The sequence below is a fragment of the Limnohabitans sp. 2KL-1 genome, from assembly GCF_003063435.1.
Taxonomy (GTDB): domain Bacteria; phylum Pseudomonadota; class Gammaproteobacteria; order Burkholderiales; family Burkholderiaceae_C; genus Limnohabitans_A.
On the sequence record NZ_NESL01000003.1, the window covers coordinates 217181 to 239871 of the forward strand.

Annotated in this window: 23 protein-coding genes; 5 read left to right on the forward strand and 18 right to left on the reverse strand. The window is 61.0% G+C overall.

The window, feature by feature from the left end; translation table 11 throughout:
* Positions 1–2: 2 nt before the first annotated feature.
* From B9Z47_RS09140 to B9Z47_RS09205, 14 genes are all read right to left on the reverse strand, one after another.
* Positions 3–1667 (reverse strand): thiamine pyrophosphate-binding protein, encoded by a 1665-nt coding sequence (locus tag B9Z47_RS09140; protein ID WP_108330943.1) that lies wholly within the window; start codon positions 1665–1667, stop codon positions 3–5.
* Entirely contained in the window at positions 1664–2494 is an 831-nt protein-coding gene (locus B9Z47_RS09145) for an IclR family transcriptional regulator (RefSeq protein ID WP_233253735.1), read from the reverse strand. The genes B9Z47_RS09140 and B9Z47_RS09145 overlap by 4 nt, the downstream gene beginning before the upstream one ends.
* 11 nt (positions 2495–2505) lie before the next feature.
* The gene (locus tag B9Z47_RS09150; protein ID WP_108330944.1) at positions 2506–3345 is read right to left on the reverse strand and encodes an alpha/beta fold hydrolase; all 840 of its coding nucleotides are present in this window, start codon (positions 3343–3345) and stop codon (positions 2506–2508) included.
* A gap of 1 nt (position 3346) precedes the next feature.
* A complete protein-coding gene (locus tag B9Z47_RS09155; RefSeq protein WP_108331188.1) occupies positions 3347–3844 on the reverse strand; it encodes a cupin domain-containing protein in 498 nt (165 codons plus the stop codon).
* Positions 3845–3967: 123 nt separating this feature from the next.
* Positions 3968–4717: an SDR family oxidoreductase gene (locus B9Z47_RS09160; protein ID WP_108330945.1), complete on the reverse strand. Its 750-nt coding sequence runs from the start codon at positions 4715–4717 to the stop codon at positions 3968–3970.
* 14 nt (positions 4718–4731) lie between these two features.
* Positions 4732–5511, reverse strand: coding sequence for an ABC transporter permease (locus tag B9Z47_RS09165; protein WP_108330946.1), 780 nt, complete (start codon positions 5509–5511; stop codon positions 4732–4734).
* A gap of 48 nt (positions 5512–5559) precedes the next feature.
* The gene (locus B9Z47_RS09170) at positions 5560–6570 is read right to left on the reverse strand and encodes an ABC transporter substrate-binding protein (RefSeq protein WP_233253736.1); all 1011 of its coding nucleotides are present in this window, start codon (positions 6568–6570) and stop codon (positions 5560–5562) included.
* Positions 6571–6616: 46 nt separating this feature from the next.
* Positions 6617–7423, reverse strand: a complete 807-nt coding sequence (locus B9Z47_RS09175; RefSeq protein ID WP_108330947.1) for an ABC transporter ATP-binding protein — start codon at positions 7421–7423, stop codon at positions 6617–6619.
* Positions 7424–7632: 209 nt separating this feature from the next.
* Positions 7633–8871 (reverse strand): SDR family NAD(P)-dependent oxidoreductase, encoded by a 1239-nt coding sequence (locus B9Z47_RS09180; protein WP_233253737.1) that lies wholly within the window; start codon positions 8869–8871, stop codon positions 7633–7635.
* A gap of 16 nt (positions 8872–8887) precedes the next feature.
* Entirely contained in the window at positions 8888–9655 is a 768-nt protein-coding gene (locus B9Z47_RS09185) for an SDR family NAD(P)-dependent oxidoreductase (RefSeq protein ID WP_108331191.1), read from the reverse strand.
* 2 nt (positions 9656–9657) lie between these two features.
* Positions 9658–10617: an acyl-CoA dehydrogenase family protein gene (locus B9Z47_RS09190; protein ID WP_108330948.1), complete on the reverse strand. Its 960-nt coding sequence runs from the start codon at positions 10615–10617 to the stop codon at positions 9658–9660.
* Entirely contained in the window at positions 10614–11819 is a 1206-nt protein-coding gene (locus B9Z47_RS09195; protein WP_108330949.1) for an acyl-CoA dehydrogenase family protein, read from the reverse strand. The genes B9Z47_RS09190 and B9Z47_RS09195 overlap by 4 nt, the downstream gene beginning before the upstream one ends.
* A gap of 192 nt (positions 11820–12011) precedes the next feature.
* A complete protein-coding gene (locus B9Z47_RS09200; RefSeq protein WP_108330950.1) occupies positions 12012–12782 on the reverse strand; it encodes an enoyl-CoA hydratase/isomerase family protein in 771 nt (256 codons plus the stop codon).
* A 335-nt stretch (positions 12783–13117) separates the two neighbouring features.
* The gene (locus tag B9Z47_RS09205; protein ID WP_233253738.1) at positions 13118–14242 is read right to left on the reverse strand and encodes a LysR family transcriptional regulator; all 1125 of its coding nucleotides are present in this window, start codon (positions 14240–14242) and stop codon (positions 13118–13120) included.
* On the opposite strand from B9Z47_RS09205, the gene B9Z47_RS09210 reads away from it, so the two are divergent.
* The 3 genes from B9Z47_RS09210 to B9Z47_RS09220 all read left to right on the forward strand — a co-directional run bounded on the left by B9Z47_RS09210 (position 14198) and on the right by B9Z47_RS09220 (position 16947).
* Positions 14198–15265: an LLM class flavin-dependent oxidoreductase gene (locus tag B9Z47_RS09210; protein WP_108330951.1), complete on the forward strand. Its 1068-nt coding sequence runs from the start codon at positions 14198–14200 to the stop codon at positions 15263–15265. The genes B9Z47_RS09205 and B9Z47_RS09210 overlap by 45 nt on opposite strands.
* 19 nt (positions 15266–15284) lie before the next feature.
* Entirely contained in the window at positions 15285–16082 is a 798-nt protein-coding gene (locus B9Z47_RS09215; protein ID WP_108330952.1) for a flavin reductase family protein, read from the forward strand.
* A gap of 91 nt (positions 16083–16173) precedes the next feature.
* Positions 16174–16947: an SDR family NAD(P)-dependent oxidoreductase gene (locus B9Z47_RS09220; protein WP_108330953.1), complete on the forward strand. Its 774-nt coding sequence runs from the start codon at positions 16174–16176 to the stop codon at positions 16945–16947.
* A gap of 286 nt (positions 16948–17233) precedes the next feature.
* Here the strand turns inward: B9Z47_RS09220 and B9Z47_RS09225 are convergent, their stop codons facing one another.
* From B9Z47_RS09225 to B9Z47_RS09240, 3 genes are all read right to left on the reverse strand, one after another.
* On the reverse strand, positions 17234–17572 hold the full coding sequence (locus tag B9Z47_RS09225) for an Arm DNA-binding domain-containing protein (protein ID WP_233253739.1): 339 nt from the start codon (positions 17570–17572) through the stop codon (positions 17234–17236).
* A 229-nt stretch (positions 17573–17801) separates the two neighbouring features.
* Complete coding sequence (locus B9Z47_RS09235) at positions 17802–18788, reverse strand: PDDEXK nuclease domain-containing protein (protein WP_108330954.1); 987 nt, start codon at positions 18786–18788, stop codon at positions 17802–17804.
* Entirely contained in the window at positions 18785–19942 is a 1158-nt protein-coding gene (locus tag B9Z47_RS09240) for a type I restriction-modification system subunit M N-terminal domain-containing protein (RefSeq protein ID WP_108330955.1), read from the reverse strand. Before B9Z47_RS09240 ends, B9Z47_RS09235 begins: the two co-directional genes overlap by 4 nt.
* 130 nt (positions 19943–20072) lie before the next feature.
* Here B9Z47_RS09240 and B9Z47_RS09245 point away from each other — a divergent pair, with 130 nt between their 5' ends.
* Together B9Z47_RS09245 and B9Z47_RS09250 are read left to right on the forward strand one after the other, a co-directional pair.
* Positions 20073–20318, forward strand: a complete 246-nt coding sequence (locus tag B9Z47_RS09245; RefSeq protein WP_108330956.1) for a hypothetical protein — start codon at positions 20073–20075, stop codon at positions 20316–20318.
* Positions 20319–20331: 13 nt separating this feature from the next.
* On the forward strand, positions 20332–21174 hold the full coding sequence (locus B9Z47_RS09250; protein ID WP_108330957.1) for a phytanoyl-CoA dioxygenase family protein: 843 nt from the start codon (positions 20332–20334) through the stop codon (positions 21172–21174).
* Positions 21175–21253: 79 nt separating this feature from the next.
* Here B9Z47_RS09250 and B9Z47_RS09255 read toward each other — a convergent pair whose 3' ends face one another.
* A complete protein-coding gene (locus tag B9Z47_RS09255) occupies positions 21254–22588 on the reverse strand; it encodes an FAD/NAD(P)-binding oxidoreductase (RefSeq protein WP_108330958.1) in 1335 nt (444 codons plus the stop codon).
* Between the last annotated feature and the right edge of the window lie 103 nt (positions 22589–22691).

The window sequence follows — 22691 nt, forward strand, 5'->3', positions numbered from 1 at the left end:
GCTCAGTCGGTCTTTTTGGGTGGACCGGCAAACTTGACCGGGAACGCGCCCCAGGCCGCCATGTCCACCTCGACCACCACCGGGCCGGGGGTCTGCAGGGCCTGACGCAACACGCTTTCCGTCTGCGCCGGGTCGCTCAACTTGTGATGCGCCACCTGCAAGCTGGCGCAAAACTGCGCGAAGTCGGGGTTGTGCAGTTCCACATAGCAGTGGCGGCTGCCGTACACCGCGTCCTGAATGTTTTTGATCACGCCGTAACGGCTGTCGTTCATCAGCAGCACCAGCAGGTCAGCGCGCTCTTGCGCCGCACAGGCCAGCTCGCCCACGTTGAGCATGAAACCGCCATCGCCCGCCAACACCACGGTCTTGCGGCCCAAAGCGTGCGCCTGGTTGGTCAGCGCCACGCCAATGCCCATGGCCAGGCCCTGACCGATGCCGCCGCCCAGGGCATGCACGCCCGCACGCGGGTGGTCCAGCACCGGCGCACGGTTGCCCCACATGGTGTTGGACAAGGTGATGTCACGGACCCACCACAGGGCTTTGCCCGCCGTGGCCTGCAAGGTGTTCTTGAGCTTGACGTAAGGCCCCAGGGTGCTGTCCACCAAGGCTTCGGCTTCGCGCCGGGTGTTTCTCAAATCGGTGTGAAAAGCCGGGTCGATCTGCATCCGGCCTTCCAGCGCATCGGCCAGGGCGTCCAGCGTCAGCTGGGCATCGCCTTGCAAAAAGTATTCGCTGTCGTAGGCGCGGTTTTGGGCGAGCGCGTTGGCATCGATCCGGAAACGGTGCGCGGGCAGTTGCAGCTTGTAAGTCAGGGTTTCGTTGCTGCGCAAACGCGAGCCCACCACCAGCAGGGCATCGACCGTCTGGTAAAAGGCTTCGCTGGGTTTTTGCAGGTTGTACGAGCCCAGACTGGCCGGGTGGTCTTCAGGCAAAACGCCCCGGCCCTGCACCGACGTGACCACGCCCCAGCCCATGGCCACCAGGCGCTGCACCGCAGCCCCCGCGCCCCGGGCACCGCCGCCCAGCCACAGCAAGGGGCGTTTTTTGGACGCCAGGCGGTCGGCCAGCGCCTGCACCGCCTCGGGCGAGGGGGCCAGCGGGGCCACCGGCCAGGGCGTCAGGTCAGCGGGCAAAGGCAAGCGCATGGCCTGCACGTCGATCGGAATTTCGATGCTCACCGGGCCGCACGGTGGCGTGAAAGCCACGCGCACAGCTTCGCGCAAAGTGGCCAGCGCGGTCTCGGGGTTGCGGATGCGAAACGCCTCCTTGCCCACCGACCGGAGCATGGCCAGCTGCGCCGGGTGCTCGTGGATGAAGCCCAGATCGCGGTCCAGAAACTCCGACTCGATCTGGCCCGTCAGGTGCAGCAGCGGCGTGCCCGCAGTGATGGCCTCCACCATGGCCCCGGCGGCGTTGCCGCAACCGGTGCCGGTGCTGGTCACGCACACGCCCAGCACGCCGCTGACGCGGGCGGCGGCGTCGGCCATGTTGCAAGCCCCGGCTTCGCCGCGTGCCGAAACAAAGCGGATCTGCCCCCGCGTGTGGAAGGCGTCCAGGATCGGCATGTTGTGGATGGAGATCACGCCATAGGCGGTCTTCACGCCACACGCTTCCAGAAAACGGGCGACCAGCTCGCCCACGGTGATGGTGTCGGGTGTCGTGTTCATGCGGTTTTCTTGTCCTTGGATTTGGCGGGCCAGCCGCCGCGCTGCGGCAGGTGGCTCAGACGTTCGGTCATCTGGGCAGCCGAGGCTTGCACCAGCGCGACCAGCGGCATCAGCGCATCGTCTTCGATGCGCTGCGAAGGCACCGAGATGCTGATGGCCGCAGCGACCCGACCCTGTTCATTGAACACCGGTGCGGCAATGGTGGAGATGCCGGTTTCGTAACCGCCCATGCTCACGCCATAACCTTTTTCACGGTCCTGATCGATCAGGGCCTTGAGGTCTTGCAAATTGGTCGGCGTCTTGGGGGTGTAGGCGGGCAGTGTCGGCTCCGGGTAGAGCGCCGCCAGCTCTTTCATGTCGATGTCCGACAGCAAGGTGCGCCCCAGCACGGTGGCGTGCGCAGGCAAACGCGCCCCCACCTGGATGGAATGGAACATGGCGTTGCCCCCGGCGGCCTTGGCGATGAAGACCACATCGCGGGCGTCGCGCACCACCAGATGGGCCGAGAAACCGCTGCGGTCGCGCAGCTCCTCGATCACCGGACGCCCCACTTCGGTCAATTCCATCGAGGCGAGCAATTCAAAGCCCAGACGCAACACCGCCAGGCCCAGCTTGTAGCTCACGCCATCGGGGCAGCGTTCCAGAAACCCGTTTTGCTCCAGCGTGAACAGCATGCGAAACACCGAGGCCCGGGGCAAGCCCATGCGGCGCGACAGTTCGGCACCGCTGAGTTCGCGTTCGTCGCGGTTGAATTGCATCAGCAATTGCAGGCCCCGTGCCAGGCCAGGCACGGTGTAGCGGTCGTCGTTGGCCATTTTTTCTGTCATATCTTGAAGTTTCAGGCCAGAAGGGGCAGGCCCAGCAGTTGGTTCACAGCTACAGGGGCTTCCAGCGGGCAAGCATGCCCCACCGGCCCCAGGCTGATGCGCGCTTGCGCCACATCGTTGGCAAAGGCATCACAGGCGGCAGGCGTGGTGACGGTGTCCGCTTCACCACTGGCGATCAAAAAGGGCGTCGAACCTGCTTTGACATCCTGCGCCAACCGTCCCTGCCCCAGCATCTGCACCGCCTGGGTGTAGCCCGCCGGATCGATCTGGGCCATGGTCTCGCGCACCGCGTCTTGCAAAGCCGGTGCCGCTCCGGGCGACAACATCGCCGCCCCCCGTGCCTGCGCCATGCCTTGTGGGCCCAGCTGCTGCAAATTGGCCAGACGGCCCTGCACCACGCGCTCGCGTTCGGCGGCAGGAGCATCGCCATAGCCTCTGGCAGGTGCCAGCAAGACCAGGCGGCTGACCTGACGGGGCCGCAAGCGGGCGGCACTGGCGGCCATCAAGGCCCCCAGCGAATGGCCCACCAGCACCACCGGCTGCGTGACATACAAGGCATCGAGCCAGTCCCACAGGCGCTCGGCATAGTCTTGCGCGCCGGGGATGGCCTTGTCCAGGTGCGCGCTGCGGCCGTAGCCGGGCGCGTCCCAGGCCAGCACGCGCAGATCGCGCCGCCCCACAGCCGCCCCCAGCTGATAAGCCCAGCTGGCCGAAGCCGAGCCGATGCCGTGCAGCAGCACATGCGTGACCTGCGCGGCCGTGCCCGCGCTGCGGAACTGGACCGGGCCGTGTGCGGTGTCCACCAGGGAGCGGACCACGCCCGACAGGGCATCCTGGGGGGAGAGCAACATGTCAGCGCTTGATTTTGGACAAAGGGGAATCGGGCGGGTACACCGGCGTGATGGGTTTGGGCGCACCCAACATCACACACATCAGGGCGTCTTCGTCACCGATGTTCTGTTCTTCGCGGTACACACCGGGTGGCACCGAAATCAGGTCACGTTCGCCCAGCGTGGCTTCCCAACGCTGGCCATCTTTTTCGCAAACGACCTTCATGGCACCGCGCAGCACAAAGAAAATCTCTTCCACGTCGTAATGGATGTGCGACGGGCCAATGCCGCCTGCCGGAATCACCATGGTCGAAAACGTGAAATGGGCCGACGGCACGGTGTTGCCGTCCTGGTTCACGCCCGTGCCGCCTATGCCCACATAGCGCATCTGGGCGCGGCGGTATTTGGGGTCAAAGTCGGCCTGGAATTTCAGCGCATCCCAGTCGTAGCGGCGGGTGGATTTGCGGGCCACGCGGCTTTCCATCCAGTCGGCAAAGGACTGTCCGCCCTTTTGCAGCATGCTGGCCTGGATGTCGATTTCGGGCGGGATCTGCGGGTTGAGCAAACCGTTCTCGTTGAAATGCGGCTGGTTGGCCGCCTCCAGAACTTTTCGGGCGTGTGCGTCCATGGGTTTCTCCTTCGTTCAATGCATGACAAAGCCGCCGTTGACCGGCAGCAACTGCCCCGTGATGAACCCGCTGCCCTGCGTCAGCAGGAACAAGGCAGCCGCGTTCACGTCTTCGGGGATTTGCGGGCGCTGGATGGCGCGCCCGTTCAGGTAATGGTCGTGCCGCGCTTGCGGCACGTATTCGGTGGCCTCCACCAAGGTCAAGCCCGGCGCAATGGCATTGACCGTGATGGCATCGGGCCCCAGTTCGCGGGCCATCGAACGGGTCATGGCGATGACCGCACCTTTGCTGGCCGCATAAGCGAGCAAACGCGGTGCGCCCCACAAGGCGGTGTCCGAGGCCAGGTTGACCACCCGCCCCCGACCGCTGGCGGCCAGGTGAGGCCTGGCGGCCTGGGTCACCAGCCAAGTGCCGCGCACGTTCACGTCCATCACGCGGTCCCAAAGGTCGATGTCCAGCTCGTCCAGCGTGCGACCGCCCGAGTTGGTGATGGCCGCGTTGTTGATCAGGCCGGTCAGCCCGCCCATGGCCGCAGCAGCGGCATCCACGCCCGCCCGGATGTGCGCCGGGTCGAGCAGATCGAGCGGCACATAAGTGGCTTGTGCGCCCAACTCGGCCGCCAGCGCCTGACCGCGTTCGTGCAGCACATCGCTGATGGCGACTTGCGCACCGGCGGCCACCAGGGCGCGGGCAAAGCTCTCGCCCAAGCCCCGGGCCGAGCCGGTCACCAGCACTTTGCTGCCTTGAAGGTTGATTTCCTGCATGTTCGGGCTTTCGTTCAGGCACCGGGCCGCTGTGCGTTGACCAGGTAGTGCAGCACGCGCTTTTCGGCCAGAACCACCGCGTAATAGGCCAGGATGCCGATCACCGTGAGGGCGCCGATCACGACAAACACGCCCGAGGTGTTGCCCTGGCCTTCAAAAAACACCAGCAGATAGCCCAACCCCATGTTGCCGCCCACCAGCTCGCCCACCACCACACCGATCACCGCCAGCGTGCTGGCAATGCGCAGGCCCGAAAACAAGGGCGGCAAGGTGGTTGGGAACTCGACCATGCGAAACACCTGAAAGCGGGTGGCTGAAAACGAGCGCGCCAGGTTGATGAGATCACCGTCCATGGCGCGCATCGCCGACAGCACATTGATCAGCACCGGGAAAAACACGATCAGCACCGCCACCAAAATCTTGGGGTAGATGGTGTAGCCCAGCCACATCACGAACAAGGGCGCAAAAGCCACCTTGGGGGCGATTTGCAGCGCCAGCAAATAGGGCGACAAAATCGCCTCGATCCGCGGCGAGATGCCCAGCGCATAACCAATGACAGCCCCCAGGAGCGACCCCAGGGCAAAGCCGATCACGACTTCGGCGGCGGTGATGCCCGCGTGCCAGAGCAGGCGCTCGCCCTCCCAGATGCGGCCGGCCTCGGCCAGCACCTGACTGAGGGGGGGCAGCACGAACTGGGGCACGCCCAACCAGCCGGGCAAGTATTCCCAAAGCAGCAGGAACACCACCAGCACAGCCAGGCTCCAGGCCGAGGTCGTCAGTTTTTCTTGGTTCATGGGGGTGATGGGGTCTGCGGTGAAAACGTGGTCCGGTCGCAGGCAGGCTTATTTGCCGCCGACAAACTGGTTGGTGTAGAGGTCTTTGGGTGGCGCCTCCTTGGGCACGACGCCATTGCCCACATAAAACTTCTGCAACTCGGCCAGGCGGGATTCATCCATCTGGCCCAGCACCTTCTGGTTGGCATACACGTACTTGTTGTACATCTCGAACACGCTCTGGATGTTGGCTTCCTTGCCCTTGTGCGCGGGCACATGCTGCACATAGGCCGCGGCAGCTTCCTTGGGGTTGGCCATGATGTCCTTCATACCCTTGAGCGTGGCACGCACCAGTTTCTGGATCAGCTGCGGGTTCTTCTGGATGGTCTCGTCAGACGCCAGGATGGCCTGGGCCATGCTTTTGAAATACACATCGGCGGGCAAGATGTCGACTTGCGCGCCCGCTTCCATCGCGGTGGCGGTCCAGTCGGGCACAGCCGCCATGGCCGCCGCTTTTTTGGCCGCAAATTGCTGCCACACACCGGCCGGGCCTGCGGCCTGGATGTTCACATCGTTCTTGGTCAATCCAACTTTGCTGAGCATGCCCAACAAGGCGTAGTACGTGGTGTCGGTGTACGAAATGACGGTCACGGTTTTGCCTTTGAGCTCACGCGGGCTTTCAATGCGCTCGTCCTTGTGGCTGACCAGCTGCATCAGCGAACCCGAGCCCAGAACGGCCACGGCCTTGACCGGAATGCCCTGTGCGCGGGCGATGATGGGCGTATCCCCAATGGCACCGCCAATGACCGCATTGCCTGCGCCGACCTGCTTGGCCACGTCCACGCCACCCCGGGCGGCCACGAACTTCACATCCAGACCTTCGGCCTTGTAATAGCCCTTGGCCTGCGCCAGCATCCAGGGCCCAAAAGCGGGCAAGGTGCCGGGCGCGGGCAGCAGGTAAGTGATTTCCTGCAGCGGGGCCTGCGCGCTGGCCGCACCGGGCAATACCGCCAGCAAGGCCGAGGCCAGCAGGCTCACACAAGTCAGACGTTTGGCCATCAAGGCGGGGGCTTTTTTCACGGTCATCTCCTGTTGGGGGTTTTTAAAGCGGGAAAGAAAACACGGCTCAGTGCACATTGGCCTGGGCGTCGAGCTTGAGCAGTTCCATCAAACGGCTCACGTAGTCCGCCAGCATCGGGTGTTTGCGCCGTTGCAGCGGATTGGCCCGGTCCGGCATGTCCACACGGATTTCTTCGATCAGGGTGCCTGGGCGCTCGCTCATGACCAAAATCCGGTCCGACAGCGCCACAGCTTCGGCCAGATCGTGGGTGATGAACACCACCGTCTTGCCTTCGCGCTGAACGGTTTGCGCCAAGTCTTGCTGCAAGATCATCTTGGTCTGGGCATCGAGCGCCGAAAACGGCTCGTCCATCAGCAGCACCAGCGGATCGACCGCCAGCGTGCGGGCCATGGCGGCGCGCTGGCGCATGCCGCCGGACAACTGGTTCGGGTAATGCTCGCCAAAGCCTTTCAGGTGGCATTGGGTCAGCAGGCGCTCAGAAATGACCCGGCGCTGATCACGCGCAACGCCCCGCAACTCCAGGCCCAACTCGACATTCTGGGCAATCGTGCGCCAAGGCATGAGCAGGTCTTTTTGCAGCATGAAGGCCACATGCTTGTTGGGGCCCGCCACCACCTCGCCATTGACTTTGACGGTGCCCGCCGAAGGCTTGGACAAACCGGCCCCCATGTTGAGCAAGGTGCTCTTGCCGCAGCCCGACGGCCCGATGATGGAGACCACCTCACCCTTGGCAATGGCGAAATGGATGTCACGCGCAGCCAGCACTTCGGCAGACTTGCCCCGTGCCGCAAACCGCTTTTCGACCCCGATGAATTCAATCGCCGGGGTGCCCGAATCAGGTGGGATGCCCATGTCAATTGTTTCACTAAAGAAACGTTGATTTATTACGGAATCAATCCTAACCTTTTATGGGGTTTTGGCAAAGCCTGATGAAAACAATCAACTATTCAGTCGACATGACGTGTTGATCCGGTGCCCAGGGGCTACTTGTAACGCGCAAGGCACGATGGCCAGCGTGGATGAATGCACGCTGGAGCCGTGTTCCATGCATGACGGACCGACTATGGAGAGGACTTTTGCAGGGGTTCGGCCAGTGACAAGACCAGTGACAAAGTTTGCCCGGTCAGGTACTGAGCCCCTGCGCCCGCCACAAAATGCACCACCGGTGCAACCTGTTGCGCCGTCATGCCAGGTGCCAACTCCAAGGCATTGATGCGCAAGGCCTTGGCACCCCACTCGCATGCCAGTGTGGCGATCAGCATGCGTATGGCCGCGGTTTCGCCGGCATCGCGCCATGGCACAGCCGATGGTGCCGGCAGCAGCAGCGTCAAACTGGCCCGCTGGCCATACCGGGCAGCGAAGCGGGTCGCGGCCTGGTGCACCCAGTTCCACCGATCACCCGCTGCCATCGGCTCCAGGCTCAGACTCAGGCAAGCCTGGTAGGCCAACGCCGTCGGCAACGATGGCTCGGCCCCCCAGGCCTCGGGGGTGCCACCCTCGACGCTCAGCGACAGCGGGGCATCCCACGGCATCGGAGGCAACAAGGCGGGGGCACAGGGCTGGCTGCCACCGAACACAGAAGAGCCGCCATCGACGGCCAGCACTTGACCCGTCAGGGGAGCCGCTGCCGGACTGGCCAAAAAGCCCAAGGCCGCAGCCATTTCTTCAGGGGCGGCCATGCGGCCAAGAGGGATTTTGGCCACCGCCCCTTCGGGCCGCAAACGACCCGCAGCGATCAGGCCATCGACCAACTCGGTGCGCACGAATCCCGGACACAGCACCGTGACACACACGTCGGGGCGCGCCCGTGCCAACGCCTGCGACTGCGCTATCAAACCCGCCTTGCTGGCACTGTAGGCCCCTCGCCAGGGAATGGCTCTTAAACCTGCGCCAGAAGCCACATTGACGATGCGAGCACCCGGTTTGAGGCCAGCAGACAATGCTTGAATCAGCGCCGCAGGCGCCCTCAAATTCAAGGCCAACAGACGATCCAGATCCGCCGTTGTCTGTTCAACCATCGGCAAGTTGCGGCTGTCCGACATGCCGGCGTTGTTGATCAAGGCGTCCAGCGCCGGTACCTGGCCTGCCAAGGCTTGGACATCGGAGGCCGAGGTCAAATCGGCCACCCTGTATTCATGTGCCCCTTGGGCGGGGACGGGCAGCGCCCGGGCCAGCAAGGCCAGGCCTTGCGCATCGCGGTCCACCAGCACACAGCGCCAGTGACTTGCGGCGAAATGCTGCGCAGCGGCACGCCCAATGCCCGAGGCCGCGCCCGTGATGAGAACTGTGGACAAGGCCATGATTGCGCGTTGAGCTTCAGAGATTGGTGAACGTCACACCGCCGTCCACCACCAGCGCCTGCGCGGTCATGAAGCTGGCCTGGTCGCTGGCGAGAAAGCAAATGCCCTTGGCGATGTCTTCGATGGTGCCCAAGCGGCCCAAGGGGGTGCGGGCCACTCTTTGTGCATCGCGTTCAGCGTTTCGGTTACGTTGTGTGCCTTCCGTGGGAACCGCCGATGGGCAAACCGCGTTGACGCGTATCTTGCGGGCCCCCAGCTCGGCTGCAGCGGCGCGTGTCACCCCCAAGATGCCGGCCTTGATGCCGGAATACACCACGGCATTCAACGTGGAGCGCAAAGCAGCCGTAGAGGCCACGTTGACGATCGCGCCGCCCCGCTCGGGGTCCATGACCGCGGCTGCGGCCTGCATGCCCCACACCACCGACTTGAAACCCACGTCCAGCATGCGGTCCATGGTCTCGGGCTGGATGTCAGGCAAGGCTTGGTAACGCACCCAGGCGGCATTGTTGACCAGGATGTCGAAGCGGCCATGCTGATCGCGCGCCAGCTGCACGGCGGCGGTGATGCCTTCGCGACTGGCAATGTTCTGCACAACAGCAAACGCCTGTCCGCCCGCTGCACGGATGGCCTCGACCACCGGCAGCACCAACTCTGCTTTGAGGTCGTTCACGCCCACGATGGCACCGCGCGCCGCCAGCTGACGCGCCGTTTCCTTGCCAATGCCGTTGCCAGCCCCCGTCACCAGCGCCACCTGGCCTTCAAAATCCCGAGTCACTGTGTCCATGGTCATGCCGCCTTTATCCATTCACGGCCCAAATCTCGGACCAGGGTGCCCGCGCCCAATGCGGCGTCGAGCTTGCGTACTTCACGCAGTGCGTAATGCAACGGGACATCCCAGGTGAAACCCATGCCGCCGTGCAAATGGATGGCTTTTTCCAGCACCCACACGGCATGGGCGATGGAACCGGCCAAGGTCGATTGCGCATCGCGCGCTTGACCGTATTCGTTGGTCAGCAAAACGCGCTGGATCGCTGCTGCCGAGGCCTCCTGGAGCAGTTTCATGCGGGCCAGCGCATGGCGAACCGCCTGGTTGGCCGACAGCGGGCGGCCAAACTGCACCCGTGTGGACATGTAGCCGACCGTGGCCTCCAGGGCGCCGTCGGCCGCGCCGTTGACCATGGCGGACAGCAGGATTCGGGCTTCGTGCCAAAGCACCTTGCAAGTGGCCGCATCCAAACGGGCCAGCACAGGCGCATCGGCCACGCTGAGCCAATGCTGCGGATAATCGGGGTCGAGCGATGTGTCCGGCGCCATGGCCACCCCGGCCATGTCCATCAAAACGGCACCGTCGCCATCGAACACCAGCACCCAGTCGCCATGCTGCGCATGGCGTGCGGCACCCACCAGGCCATGGCTCAGCTCTCCTTGCAGCGCCATGGTGGCGAGTTTGTTGCCGCTCGCCAGTTGCTCCCCATAAGCCGTACCGGCCAGCGCCTTGGCCAGCAGGACTTGCTCGATCAAAGGAAATTGCAGGCGCAGTTTTCCTGCAGCATGTGCCAGCGGCACCGCAAAGGCGATGCCCAAACCCAGCCCACCATGCGCTTCAGGCACACACACGCCCGTGAGGCCCGCTTGGGCCAGTACCAGGGCCGCTTCACGCATGCCTTGGCCTTGCGCATCTTCAATCGCTGCGACGGCCGCTTCGGCAAAGTCTTCGGGACGCAGGCTTTCTTCTTGCATGCTCATGACAGATCCTTGGGCAGTTTCAAGATGCGTTGTGCAATCACATCCAATTGCACTTCCGTGGTGCCCGCGTAGATCGTCTCGGCACGCGAAAACAGGTAAGCGCCGGTGAACACTTTTCGTGCGCGCTGGGCCTGCGCACTGGATGCGGGCGTCACGTCAGCCATCAATGACAAGGCCAGCGAAGCAAAGGCTTGATGGCATTCCGACCAGTACAGTTTGGTCAGCGAGCCACGCGCACCGATTTCATGGCCCGCCATCATGGATTCGACGGTGCGCTCGACCAGGCCTTTGAGGTGATCGATCTCGCAAACCACCTCGCCGATGCGGCGCTGGTAGTAACCGTCCTGCAAGCGCTCAGACAAAACACGGTCCGACTTGCAAGCCCGGATCAGGTGGCGCAATTCGCTCTCAAAACGCCAGGGCCTGTACATGCGGTTGGTCGCCCGCTCGATGGAAAGCACGCTCACGGCGGAGCGCCATCCTTCATCAGGAGCGCCCAGTCGCGCGCTATCGGGGACGATCACGTTGTCGAAAAAAACCTCCGCAAACGATTCTTTGTCGTCGATGGACCGGATCGGCACCACACGGATGCCCGGTGTGTTCATGGGCACGGCAAACATCAACATGCCGCGGTGCGCATCGGCGACGGTTCCCGTCCGCGTGAGCAACAAACAATCATGTGCCTTGGCGGCCCCACTGGTCCATATTTTCTGGCCATTGATGCGCCAATGCTGGCCATCTTGTACGGCACGAGTGCGCAGACGTGCCAGGTCAGAACCCGCATCAGGCTCAGAAAAACCCTGACACCAATAGTTGTCCATGCGCAAGATGGGCGGCAAAAAGGTCTGCTTTTGCACCTCGGTCCCAACGGCCATGATGATGGGGCCCGCCAGCTCTTTGCCAATGGAGCTGCTGCTCTCCGGCATGGGCAGCGCACCGATTTCCTTGTTGACGGCCAAATGCTCACGCAGACTGAGACCATGTCCGCCATACGCCTTGGGCCAAGTCATGCCGGCCAAACCGGCCCTGTACATGGCCGCTTCCCACTCGCGACTTTCGGCCAATGTCGGGGCGCGGTAATCCAGGTGATCGGCGCGCATGTGGGTCGGCAAATTGGCTTGCAACCAGGTGCGCGCATGCTGACGGTACACATCCCGACCAGTGGCTGGATCAGGCGGAACCACATTCGTATCGTAGGGCATCAAATTCCTCTGTGAACGGTGCCTGCGGCTTGCAGGTGATCATCCATGCGACCCGCACACGATGCGCTCCCAAAGAGCCCGTGTGCCAAGTTCTGCAAAACAGTCACGCCGCTACCATGGCAACGGCTCGCGCCTTGAAAATGCACCCATCCCCGCACTTGGCGAGAAGGTGTGCACCAGGTTCCCCATCGCTCAACGGCCCTTGAAAACGGGTGGGCGCTTTTCCAGAAACGCCATGCGGGCTTCACGGGCATCTTCGGTCTTGGAAAGTGCCAGCGTGAATTCCTGCTCAAAGCGGTAGGCATCCCGTTGCGGCATGACATCCACCATGTTGGTTGCACGTTTGGCATAGATCAGTGCCAAGGGTGCTTTGGATGCAATATCCCGGGCCAGCTCCAGCGTGACAGGCAGCAGCATGTCGGGGGGCAACACCTCTTCCAGCACGTTGCGCCGCAACAGGTCTGCGGCCGTGAGGCGCTGTCCGGAGAAAAACATGCGTCGCGCGGTGGAACGGCCAAACAAAGTGCGCAACATGGAGGCACCGCCGGCCAGCCCCACATTGATTTCGGGCATGCCAAAAGTGGCATTGTCCGATGCATACAAAATGTCGCAAGCGGCAGCCAGGCCAAGCCCCGCACCCAGTGCCGCCCCATTGATCGCAGCGATCACGGGTTTGGCGCATTCACGAATGGCGTTGCCCGTTTCACGGGTGATGCGATTGTGCTCAAGGAAATCACCCGGGACATCGTCGTCGGGTCGGTCTTTCAAATCTGCTCCCGCACAGAAAACAGACCCCTGGCCCGTCAAAACGGCACAGCGAACATCATCGCGTGCAGAAATCGCATCAAAGGTGGCGACGATTTGGTAACGCATCTCGCGACTGAGCGCGTTGACGGGAGGACGATCCAAAGTGACCAAAGCCACACCATCGGTCACTTCCATGCGAAGACATGGCTCGCTCATACGACCTCCCGTGGGGAGGTCTGAATTGGGGCAACCGCCGTGGCTTGGCCCATCTGTTGGCGAACGCCACATCCCACGTCATTCCAGTGTTTCATCATGGTTTGTCTCCTGTTGGATCTGCACAGCACAACGCCGTGTCATTCTTAACCCATGGCCCATTCTATGAACGCCGTTACACGCCATTACATGCTCAATGGTTGGTTGTGTTCTGCAATAAGCAGCAGAATCAAGAGCGGCCTTGAACCTGCATGTCAACCGATCAAAGCCTGCGGTGAATGTCCCGTTGGGGGCGTTGAGCCCGGGTTTTCAGGGCGCACGACGCACGCGCTGGTGCCTCATGCAGACTGCTTGGCACCCACCAGGCCTGCACAAGCTTGTGCGGCAGAAAAGCGCAAAGACTCGCCCGAGACGCGTTCAGCCACGCAATCGAGGAACAGCCGAATTTTGGTGGGCATCATCGGTGTGTCGAGGATCGTGGCATAGACGCCTTCTTCGAACGTGGTGTTGGTGACATGAATACCGGGTAATAACCGCACCAACGAACCTTGCAGCAAATCGTGATGCACGGTGTAGTCATCCAAAAGCGCAATGCCTTCACCCAGACGTGCCAACTCCAGCAAGGCCATGCCGTTGTTGCTCATGTGGCGCGGCCGAAAATGAACCGTCTCGATGTCTTTGCCAAGCGTGCGACAGAAATGCCACGCGTACTGCTCACCCGGCTTCATGTAAGCCAGACATTCATGCGCGGGGATGTCGCTCGGCTGCTGCGGGGCCGGATGGTGCGCCAGGTACTTGGGTGATGCCACCAGGTAACGCTCACTGCGAAACAGCCGCCGCCGCTTGATGCCAGCCTCTGCGGGTGGCGATATGCGGAAATCAATGTCGATCTGGTTGCGCCTCAGGTCCACGGGCGTCTCTGAAAGAATCAACTCGATGTGAATGTCCGGGTACTTCTCTCGAAAAAGTGCAATCAGTGGCGGCAACACCCGCAAGCCAAACATCATCCGGGAATGCACCCGCAACACGCCCTTGGGTGCCGCACGAATCTCCGTGATGGAGCGATGCACCTCATGGATGTTCCAGAGCAAACCTTCGAGTTGCTGGGCGTACTCTTGTCCCGATTCGGTCAACACCACCTGCCGTGTGGAACGCAGCAACAACTTGACGTTCAGTGTGTTTTCAAACTCTGTGATCGCGCGTGACACGGCTGTGGCAGAGATCCCGAACTGACGTGCTGTTCCAGAAAAACTCTTGGTTTGAGACACCGATAGAAACAGCTCCATCGCACGTAAACGGTCCATCATTACTCCATTTTCTGCAGCACAGAACCGCGCATTATCGCTATTCCAGTTCAGAAAACGATACCCCAGAATGACATCTCGTTCAATCACCATCCCAAAGAAACGGAGACAACCATGGAATTCGGCGTGTTCATCCTGGCGCAGCAACGCGGCTACCACCAAACTTCCCAGCAGGTGATCCACAACTCGATCGAGCAGACCGTCGCCGCCGAGCAGGCGGGCTTCAACACCGCCTGGTATGCCGAGCACCACTTCAACAACTATTCGCTCTCGCCCTCCCCGTTGATGATGGTGGCACACATGGCCGCCAAGACGAAACGCATTCGCCTGGGTACTGCCGTGTGCATTTTGCCCTTGTACCACCCGGCACGCTTCCTGGCAGAGGTCGGTTTTGTAGACACCGTGTCCAACGGCCGTCTGGATTTGGGTGTCGGCTCCGGCTACCAGGAGTTCGAGTTCGAGCGTTTTGGCGTCAAGATCGCCGACTCTGGTGAAATTTTCAATGAGTTTCTCGACATCATCCCCAAAGGCTTGACGCAGAAAATTTTTGAACACGATGGCAAGTTTCTCAAAGTCCCTCCGAGCTCCATTGCCGTGCGCTGCGTACAAGATCCCATGCCACCGATCTGGATCACGTCTGGCAACCCTGTCACGCTGGCCCGAGGTGTGCGCGAGAACCACAACCTGTTCGTCACCGCCTTGCTCAACGGCAACGAGGCCATCACCGAACTGCGCGGCCGCTTGGACAAGGTTGCCCAGGACAACGGCAAGGACCTGGACGAGGATGTCAAATTCGGTTTCCTGCGCTGCGCATTCGCTTCTGACAACGCCGCTGAAATTGACGCTTATCTTGAAAATGCGCGCTTTCAGCGCCGCATTTCAGAAAGCCTGAAACACCGCCGGGCGCAAACCGATGACGGGTACATGATCAAGGAAGTGCCCTCGGCCACCGACCCGACCTTTGAGCAACTGCGCAAAAACCTTCCGGTCGGTTCGGTGAACCAGGTGATCGACAAAATGCTGGAGGAAATCAGCATCCTGCGGCCCAAGCACATTGCCTTGCAGACCCAGTTGGGGGATTTCGACCAAAAGACGATGCTCAAGCAAATTGAGCTGTGGGGCGAAAGAATCATTCCGGCCATCCGCAAGGAAATCGGTCAGGAAAATCTCACTGCGGCGTGACCCTCAAGAGATCCGCCTGATGCAAGTTCACCTCACCAATGCGGGTGCTGTCACCCTGTGCCATCCCACGGTTTTCAACAAGCTGGACGTGCTGGTCGATCCACAATCACCAGAGCGTCTGGAGCTTGCCATTGCGCGCATCGGCCGTCGTGAAGGCACAGACCACGTGCGATTGGCACCGTCCATCCTGCGCTTCCTGTCGGGTCACGCAGGAGAGGCCGAGTGGGAATCCGGATTTTCTGCCATGCTGGACTACGCCACCCAAAAGGGCTGGGTCAATGCGCAGGGCGAAATCCGCGCCCACCTGAGTTTCACGGACAACGACAGGGTCGTGTCGGTGGACGACTTCAAGGCCGCCATGCGCGCACTGCCGGCGGGCATTGCGGCCGTCACGACAGCCCGTGAAGGGGCGGTGGCAGGCATGATTGTCTCCAGCCTGACCTCTATATCGGCCGACCCTCCCATGATTGGTTTTTTTGCACACCAGAACTCATCCATCCATCCTGCCCTGATACAAAGCGGCCACTTTGTGGCGAACGTCCTGGGAGAAGATCACAGAGGTGTGATGTCCAGCTTCTTGAACGAACCACAAGGTAGGGCCCGATTCAACACAGGCCAGTGGACCCCCAATGAAAAAAATGCGCCAGTCCTCCAAGATGCCCTGGCCAGCTTGGAATGCGACATTGTGTGTACCCAGACGTTGGGAACGCACCAACTCATCGTGGGAAAAATCCGCAAGTCGACATGTTCATCGGCCAACCCCGTCGTTCACTTCAATGCGGGCACGCACAAGCTGGCCCCGGAATGGGCACACTGAACAAATCTGCACACCAGTCTGCACGCTGGGCAGTCCATCCGGGCAACTTTTTTTCATTCCGCACTTCCCGTGCACTCCACTGTTTGACAACATGACTGACTCTACAAATTTCGATTCCAATGCGCTGCGTGACCGCGTGGCCGTGGTCACCGGTGCCGCAGGCGGCTTGGGACTGTCCATCTGCGAACGCCTGCAGAGCATGGGTGCCCAGGTCATCAGGGCCGACATCGGCTATGCCGAATCGGTGCATGAAACCGCAGCAGGCTTCGAAGTGAAATGTGACATTGCTGACCCCGAGTCCATTGAACACCTGGGTCAATGGGTTCGAAGCCGTTTCGGGCGATGCGATGTTCTGGTCAATAACGCCGCCATCGGCGCAGCCCCAGTTGCGCTGGAAGAATTCCCCATCGAACTGTGGGATCGCATGTTCAGCATCAACCTGCGAGGCGCATTGCTTTGCTCTCAGGCCATGGTGCCCATGATGTTCGAACGGCAAGCGGGCAGCATCATCAATGTGGCCTCCATCGCCGCGCAAGTGGCCACCAAGGTCGGCGCCTACGGCCCCACCAAAGCGGGCCTGCTGGGCCTGACCTGCCAAATGGCCGTAGAGTGGGGTCCGCGCGGACTGAGGGCCAATTCAATCAGCCCCGGCATGATCCTGACCCCCCTGTCGGAAGTGCACTACCGCGATCCGGAAAAAAAACTGCATCGCACCAACAGCATTCCGGTGCGGCGCATCGGACAACCGCAAGACATTGCCGATGCCGTCGGTTTCCTGGCCAGCGATGCATCGGCCTACGTCAACGGGCAAGACATGGTGGTGGATGGCGGCTTCTTGAAAGCCGCATTGACCAATCTGTACTGACTCCGAGAGACCCGAATCAAAGCGCCACAATTTGCGACAGGGTTTGGTCTGCGAATGAACGCTTTTGGACAGCAAATTTGTGATTCAACAAGGCCAAGCGTGGGTGTCAAACTCACCAATTGGCGGGCAGTGCATTTGCAATCAGTCGCACGCCTTTGTGGGCTGGAATGTCACGCATCAGTTCCATAGGGTGAATCTCGGTCATCAGCTTGGCACCAATGAAGGGGATCAGGTCTTTTTCAAGGTTGCAACAGGTTCGCGTGGCGTGGCTTTCGCTCCAGTTGGGTTACTGCACCGCGAACCATCCTAGGGCAACAGACTTGAAGGTGTCGCCGTCCGGGTTGCTGGCCTTTAGCTTTTCCAGCTTCCTCGCTTGGACTGGGTCAGCTCCCTCCCCCTTCAACGCCTTTGCAGCGTCACGGGCTTTGCGGGCCGCTGCAACACTGACAGCCGGGTAAGACCCCAGCGCCATGCGGCCTTCTTTGCCATCTTGGTAGGTCTTCCAAAACCAGCCTTTTGACCCAGCCGAGGAAACCTCCAGGTAAAGCCCGCCCGCATCGGTCAGGCGCAGGCGTTTTTTGTCAGCGGGGCAAAGGGCGTTTTTGCATTGAACATCGGCCAGCATCGGGGCGTTCTCTCAGGTGTCCGAGGGGCAAACCGGGGAACGTTCCTCGGTTTTTTGGATTTTGCCCCGGTTGTTCCCCGGTTTGGTCCCGGCTGTCAACGAACGTTAATGAACCGTCTTGGACTACAAACCGTTGATTTAATCGGCATAGGGGGCCTCCCTGATGGGAGGCACCCCTGCCACACCACCCGGCATGCGGGTCCGCACCGGGCGGTTCGAGCGCTTGAGGTCAGGACAGCCTTGGCACCCCCAGCCGATCAAAGTACGCAATGGTCAGCACTCGCTTGATGGCCCCGTCACTGTTGCGCCACCACCTGTGGCAGTTACCCGCCACTTGGTTCGCTACATCTTCCGAGGCCCCCAGCGCCTTCAACTCCCTATAGATCGCCTTCGGCCTCTTCCAGTGCCTGAGCTGGATCGCTCTCAGCCGATGACGCAACCACTCGTCCAGCCCTCGCCAGACCTTGGGCGTTTGCGCCATCCCGAAGTAGGCCTTCCAGCCCAGCAGGTAGGGCCTCAGCTTTTCCACCACTTGCGCCATGCTGCGCCCAAACGCAAAGCCAGTGCCCAACTCCAGCAAGAAGTGCGTGATGTGCCGGATCAGGCCGCTCTCGATGTCGCGCTCATGGGCTTCGTCACCCAAGCCCAAAAAATCGAACAGGTAGGGGTCTTTTAAGGTGTCTTGGGCCAAATCGGAGTGCGGTGATGGCAGCCGTTCGCCAAAATTCGTAACGGCTTGGCCCTGGCGGGCCAACAAGCGGTTCTTGATCTGCACTTCCAGCGTCGTTCGCGACCACCCCCGCTGTAGGGCTTGTGCGGCATACCACTCGCGCTCTTCTGGGGTTTGCAACTGGGTCAGCAAGGTCACGATGTGGAACCAAGGCAATTGGGCAGCAGGCTGCTGCCCAAATTGCTGGGACGGGCAGTGCTCGGCAAAGAAGCGCATGTACTTCAGGTTGCGCGATGAAAACCCCTTCATCTGCGGAAAAGCTTCGCGCAGATCACGGGAGAGCCGGTCAACCACTTTCGCTCCCCAACCCTCGCGGCTTTGCCGGTCAAGAATATCGCGCCCGATGTGCCAGTACAGCAGCACCAGTTCCCGGTTGACGGCCAGCGCGGCGCGCTGCTGGGCGCTGTGGATACGGGTTTTCAGCTCAGCGAGCCAGTCGGTGTAGCCCTCGGGCGCGGGCATGAGCAAGGTAGGACGGTCGGTCATGTGGCGGCCTCCAGCAAGGGCGTGACGCGGACGCGGCCAGTGAGGAGGTCGTCCATGAGGCCAGATTTCAGCAATTTAAACTTTTGCAAGTCATGCTCTTCAGTTTCTTGGCGCTGCTTTGCAGCCAATATTTCTATGACCATGCGTTCTTGCTCATCAACCTTGGGGGTGGGGAGAGGCACGGTCGCCAACTTCTCCTGGGTAAGGTGCGCAATACTTGTCCGCGATACGTATTCTGAAAGTGCATCTCCGCTCATCAGGTAACGCAACACCTCCAATAACAGTCGAGGTTGAAAACCGTGACGTGGTCTCAGCCTGTGCAGCGCTTTCTGGTAATAGCACTCATCAATCTCATCCTCCCAAATTGCTGCCCGACCTACTTCGCCACCTTCGCAAACAAGAAGATCTCCTTTTTGCAATCTGAAGCGATTCAGATCAGATTTGGACAGCCGCACTTGCTGGATTTCACCAAGGTCAATCCGATCCCATTGCACAGCCTTGTTTCCAAGATAAGGTTTCAAGACGCCAGAGTTCTTTTGTCCATCCAACATCTTGCCAAGCTGAATCTCGAACTGGTCCCCGATTGAAGAGAGCGCCCACTCCTTCGGGATCCACCCCAGCGGTGACTGTTTATAGAGGTGTGGTGCCTCAGACTGCGGCGGGCGCAGTTCGCCGTTGGCGTCGATGCCGCGTGTCAGCAGGTCGTGCAGCAGGCCCTGCTTGACGGCCTTGAGCTTGGCGATGATCGCCTCGGTTTCGTGGAGGGCGGTGTCGAGGGTGTCGATGACTTGGGCGATCCTTGCCTGGTCACCTTCAATGCCGGCCAGGGCCTTGCTCAGCAGATTGCCGACGTTGGCCTGTCGGGAGTTGTCGACGAGGTAGCTGTAGCGCGACTCTTTAGGCACCCAGAAGTAACCGTCTTTTTTGTACCAACGCTTGTTCTCGGCCGAGGCCTCCGCTTCGACGGGCGTCTTGCCTGCGTCGATTTCGAGTTGGATCACTTCAGCGCGGCGCTGCTCGAACACGTCAGAGCAGCGCTTGAGGAACAGCATGCCAAAGATGTATTCCTTGAACTCCGAGGCATCCATCTTGCCGCGCAGGATGTCGGCGGCTTTGAAGAGGTGGCGTTCCAGCTGAGGCAGGGTACTGGGCATACGTGATTAGAGGGTGTGGAAGGCCAACAGATTGACTGATTTAGTATCTGAGTGTAATGAGGAATTCCTTAGAATCGAGGGCTGTTGCTCTCTGTAGCAAGCAGTCATTTTCGATCCCAAGGAGCACATCGTGGCTACCGTCAACCCCATACAAAACTTGTTTGCACGGCTTAACGAGGCGGGGATTTCCACGCCTGTTGCCCGCAAATCTCTGCCCAGCTGGTGGGACGATGAGATTGCCTTGATTCCGTCTGGCTTGCAGCAAGCCCAGATGTATTTGGCTCGGGCGTTCAACATCAGCCTGGCCAGTTTGGCTGACCCCAACGCGGCGGTGATCTTTTTGGCAAGCCCCCAACAGAAGCCTGTAACTCATTGAAGCCTTGAACGATATGACCTCACCTGACCTCGCCACCCTGCGCCAGCGCGTGCAGGCCCGCACCGCCGACCAGGACGTGGCCGATTACCAGCGCGACGGCGCGGTGTGCATCCGCAACTTGTTCACGCCCGAAGAAGTGGCCTTGCTGCGTGACGGCATTGAATCCAACTTGGCCCACCCCAGCCCGCGTGGGATGGTGGCCAGTCGGCCCGACGACCCAGGGCGCTTTTTTGAGGACTTTTGCAACTGGCAGGACATCCCGCAGTACAAGCGTTTCATCTTTGAAACGCCCTTGGCCGCTCTGGCCCAGCGCCTGATGCAAAGCACCACGGTGCGCCTGTACCACGACCACCTGCTGGTCAAGGAGCCCGGCACGCGCCAGCGCACGCCTTGGCACCAGGACCAGCCTTATTACAACGTGGACGGCCTGCAAAACATCAGCTTCTGGATTCCGGTGGACCCGGTGTCCCGCCCATCCACGTTGGAGTTCATCGCGGGTTCGCACCGAGGCCCCTGGCTCATGCCGCGCACCTTCATGACGAACCAGGCCAAATGGTTCCCCGAAGGCTCTCTGGCCGAGTTGCCCGACATCGACAACCACCGCCAAGACTTCCCCATCTTGGGCTGGGACTTGCAGCCGGGCGATCTGGTGTGTTTTCACATGCTCAGCCTGCACGCCTCGGCCGGGGTAGACGGCACGCAGCGCAGGCGCGTGTACTCGGTGCGTTTTTTGGGCGACGACATGACCCACGCACCACGGCCTTGGGTGACCTCGCCGCCCTTCCCCGAGCTAGACCAGGAACTGCCGGCCGGGGTGCCGATGGACCATGCGCTGTTTCCGTTGATGCAAACTTGATCCAAGGTCGGGCTGCCGATCGATCAACGGGGGTCATGGCCCCATGTTTCGCACCTCAACGTCACGGAGCCACCAACAATCACCCTCCCGTGAAGTCCTTCACCATGTTGCCATACCACTGCAAATCGGCTTGCCACAGTTCCTGACGGCGGAAGTTGTCGTCGGTGACGGTTTGCAGCAAGTGCCCTGCTTCACCCATCTTGTATTCGAATTTCACATTGATGGCTTCCAAAGGTTCGGTGTTGACCAGCATGAAGCACAGGTTGTCGATGATCACGGGTTTCATCGGTTGGCCTTTGGATTGCTGTGCGATGTAGGTGGACACGCTGCGCCCCATGCGGTTGGCGATGTGGCCGCTCTTGGGGTAGTGGCCAAACTGGGGGGACACCGCGCCCACGCTGTCGCCAATCACGAACACGTTGGGATCGTCCTTCATGTTGTAAAACTCGGGGTGCACTTCGGCCCAGGTGGTGGGCTTGCCGTCTGGCGTCTTGCCCACGGCACCCATTTTCCAGACCAGATCAGCCGCCTGATGGTGGCCCATGAAGATGGCGTCATCAAACTTGAAGTCGCCCGCCATGGTCTTGACCACCTTGTTGTAGGGGTCCAGTTCTTTCACGCCCGCGTTGGGCACGTAGGTGATCGTGTCGTGGTACAGCTCGTCAAACGCCATGCGGTAGCCGCCGCCAATGGGCGCGATGCGGGGCTTGGGGTCGAGGATCACAATCTTCGCGGGGATCTTGTTTCTCTGAAAGTAATCGGCCATCAAACACGCTCGCTCATACGGGGACGGCGGGCAGCGGTGCGGCGGCGGTGGCAGCGTCATGACAAACGTCCCCCCCTTGAAACCTTTGATTTTTTGTTTGAGCGCCAAATGTTCAGCGCTGGGCACATAGGCGCTGGAGAAATGCTTGTGCGTGTACGCCATGGCGGCGCGGTCATTGCCAAACCAGGGTTCATAGGTCACGCGGATACCGGCGGACACGACCAGCCAGTCGTAATCCACAAAGCCTTGTGCGGTGTGCACCCGCTTTTTGTCGCGGTCAATGTCGGTGATTTCGGTTTGCACAAAGGTGTAGCCCATGCGCTCGGCCGCTGCGCTGTACGAGTGCAGCAGGAAGGAGGTGTCCACCACATCGACCAACCACTTGTTGCTCAAAGGGCAAGACCAGAAGATGGGATTTTTTTCAAGCAGCACGACCTCCAGGTCGGGTGCGTCTTCGCGCAAATGGCGGGCAGCGGCCAAGCCCCCCCAACCACCACCCAAAATGACCACACGGCGTTTTTTGCCCTTGGGCATCAACTCGGTGGTGGGCGTGAACAAAAAAGGCTGAGCGATGACAGCAGAGGACGCAACCGACAGTGCGCCCCATGCTGCCGCGCCTTGAAGGAGGGTGCGACGTGCGGTGGTCATAAAGGACTTCCGTGAATGTGAAGGAAAAACCTGTCGGCGCATGCGAGGAGAAGTAACTCCAATGCCCCGAAGGCAGGTCACCCACGCGGCGGGCGTGGGTGCC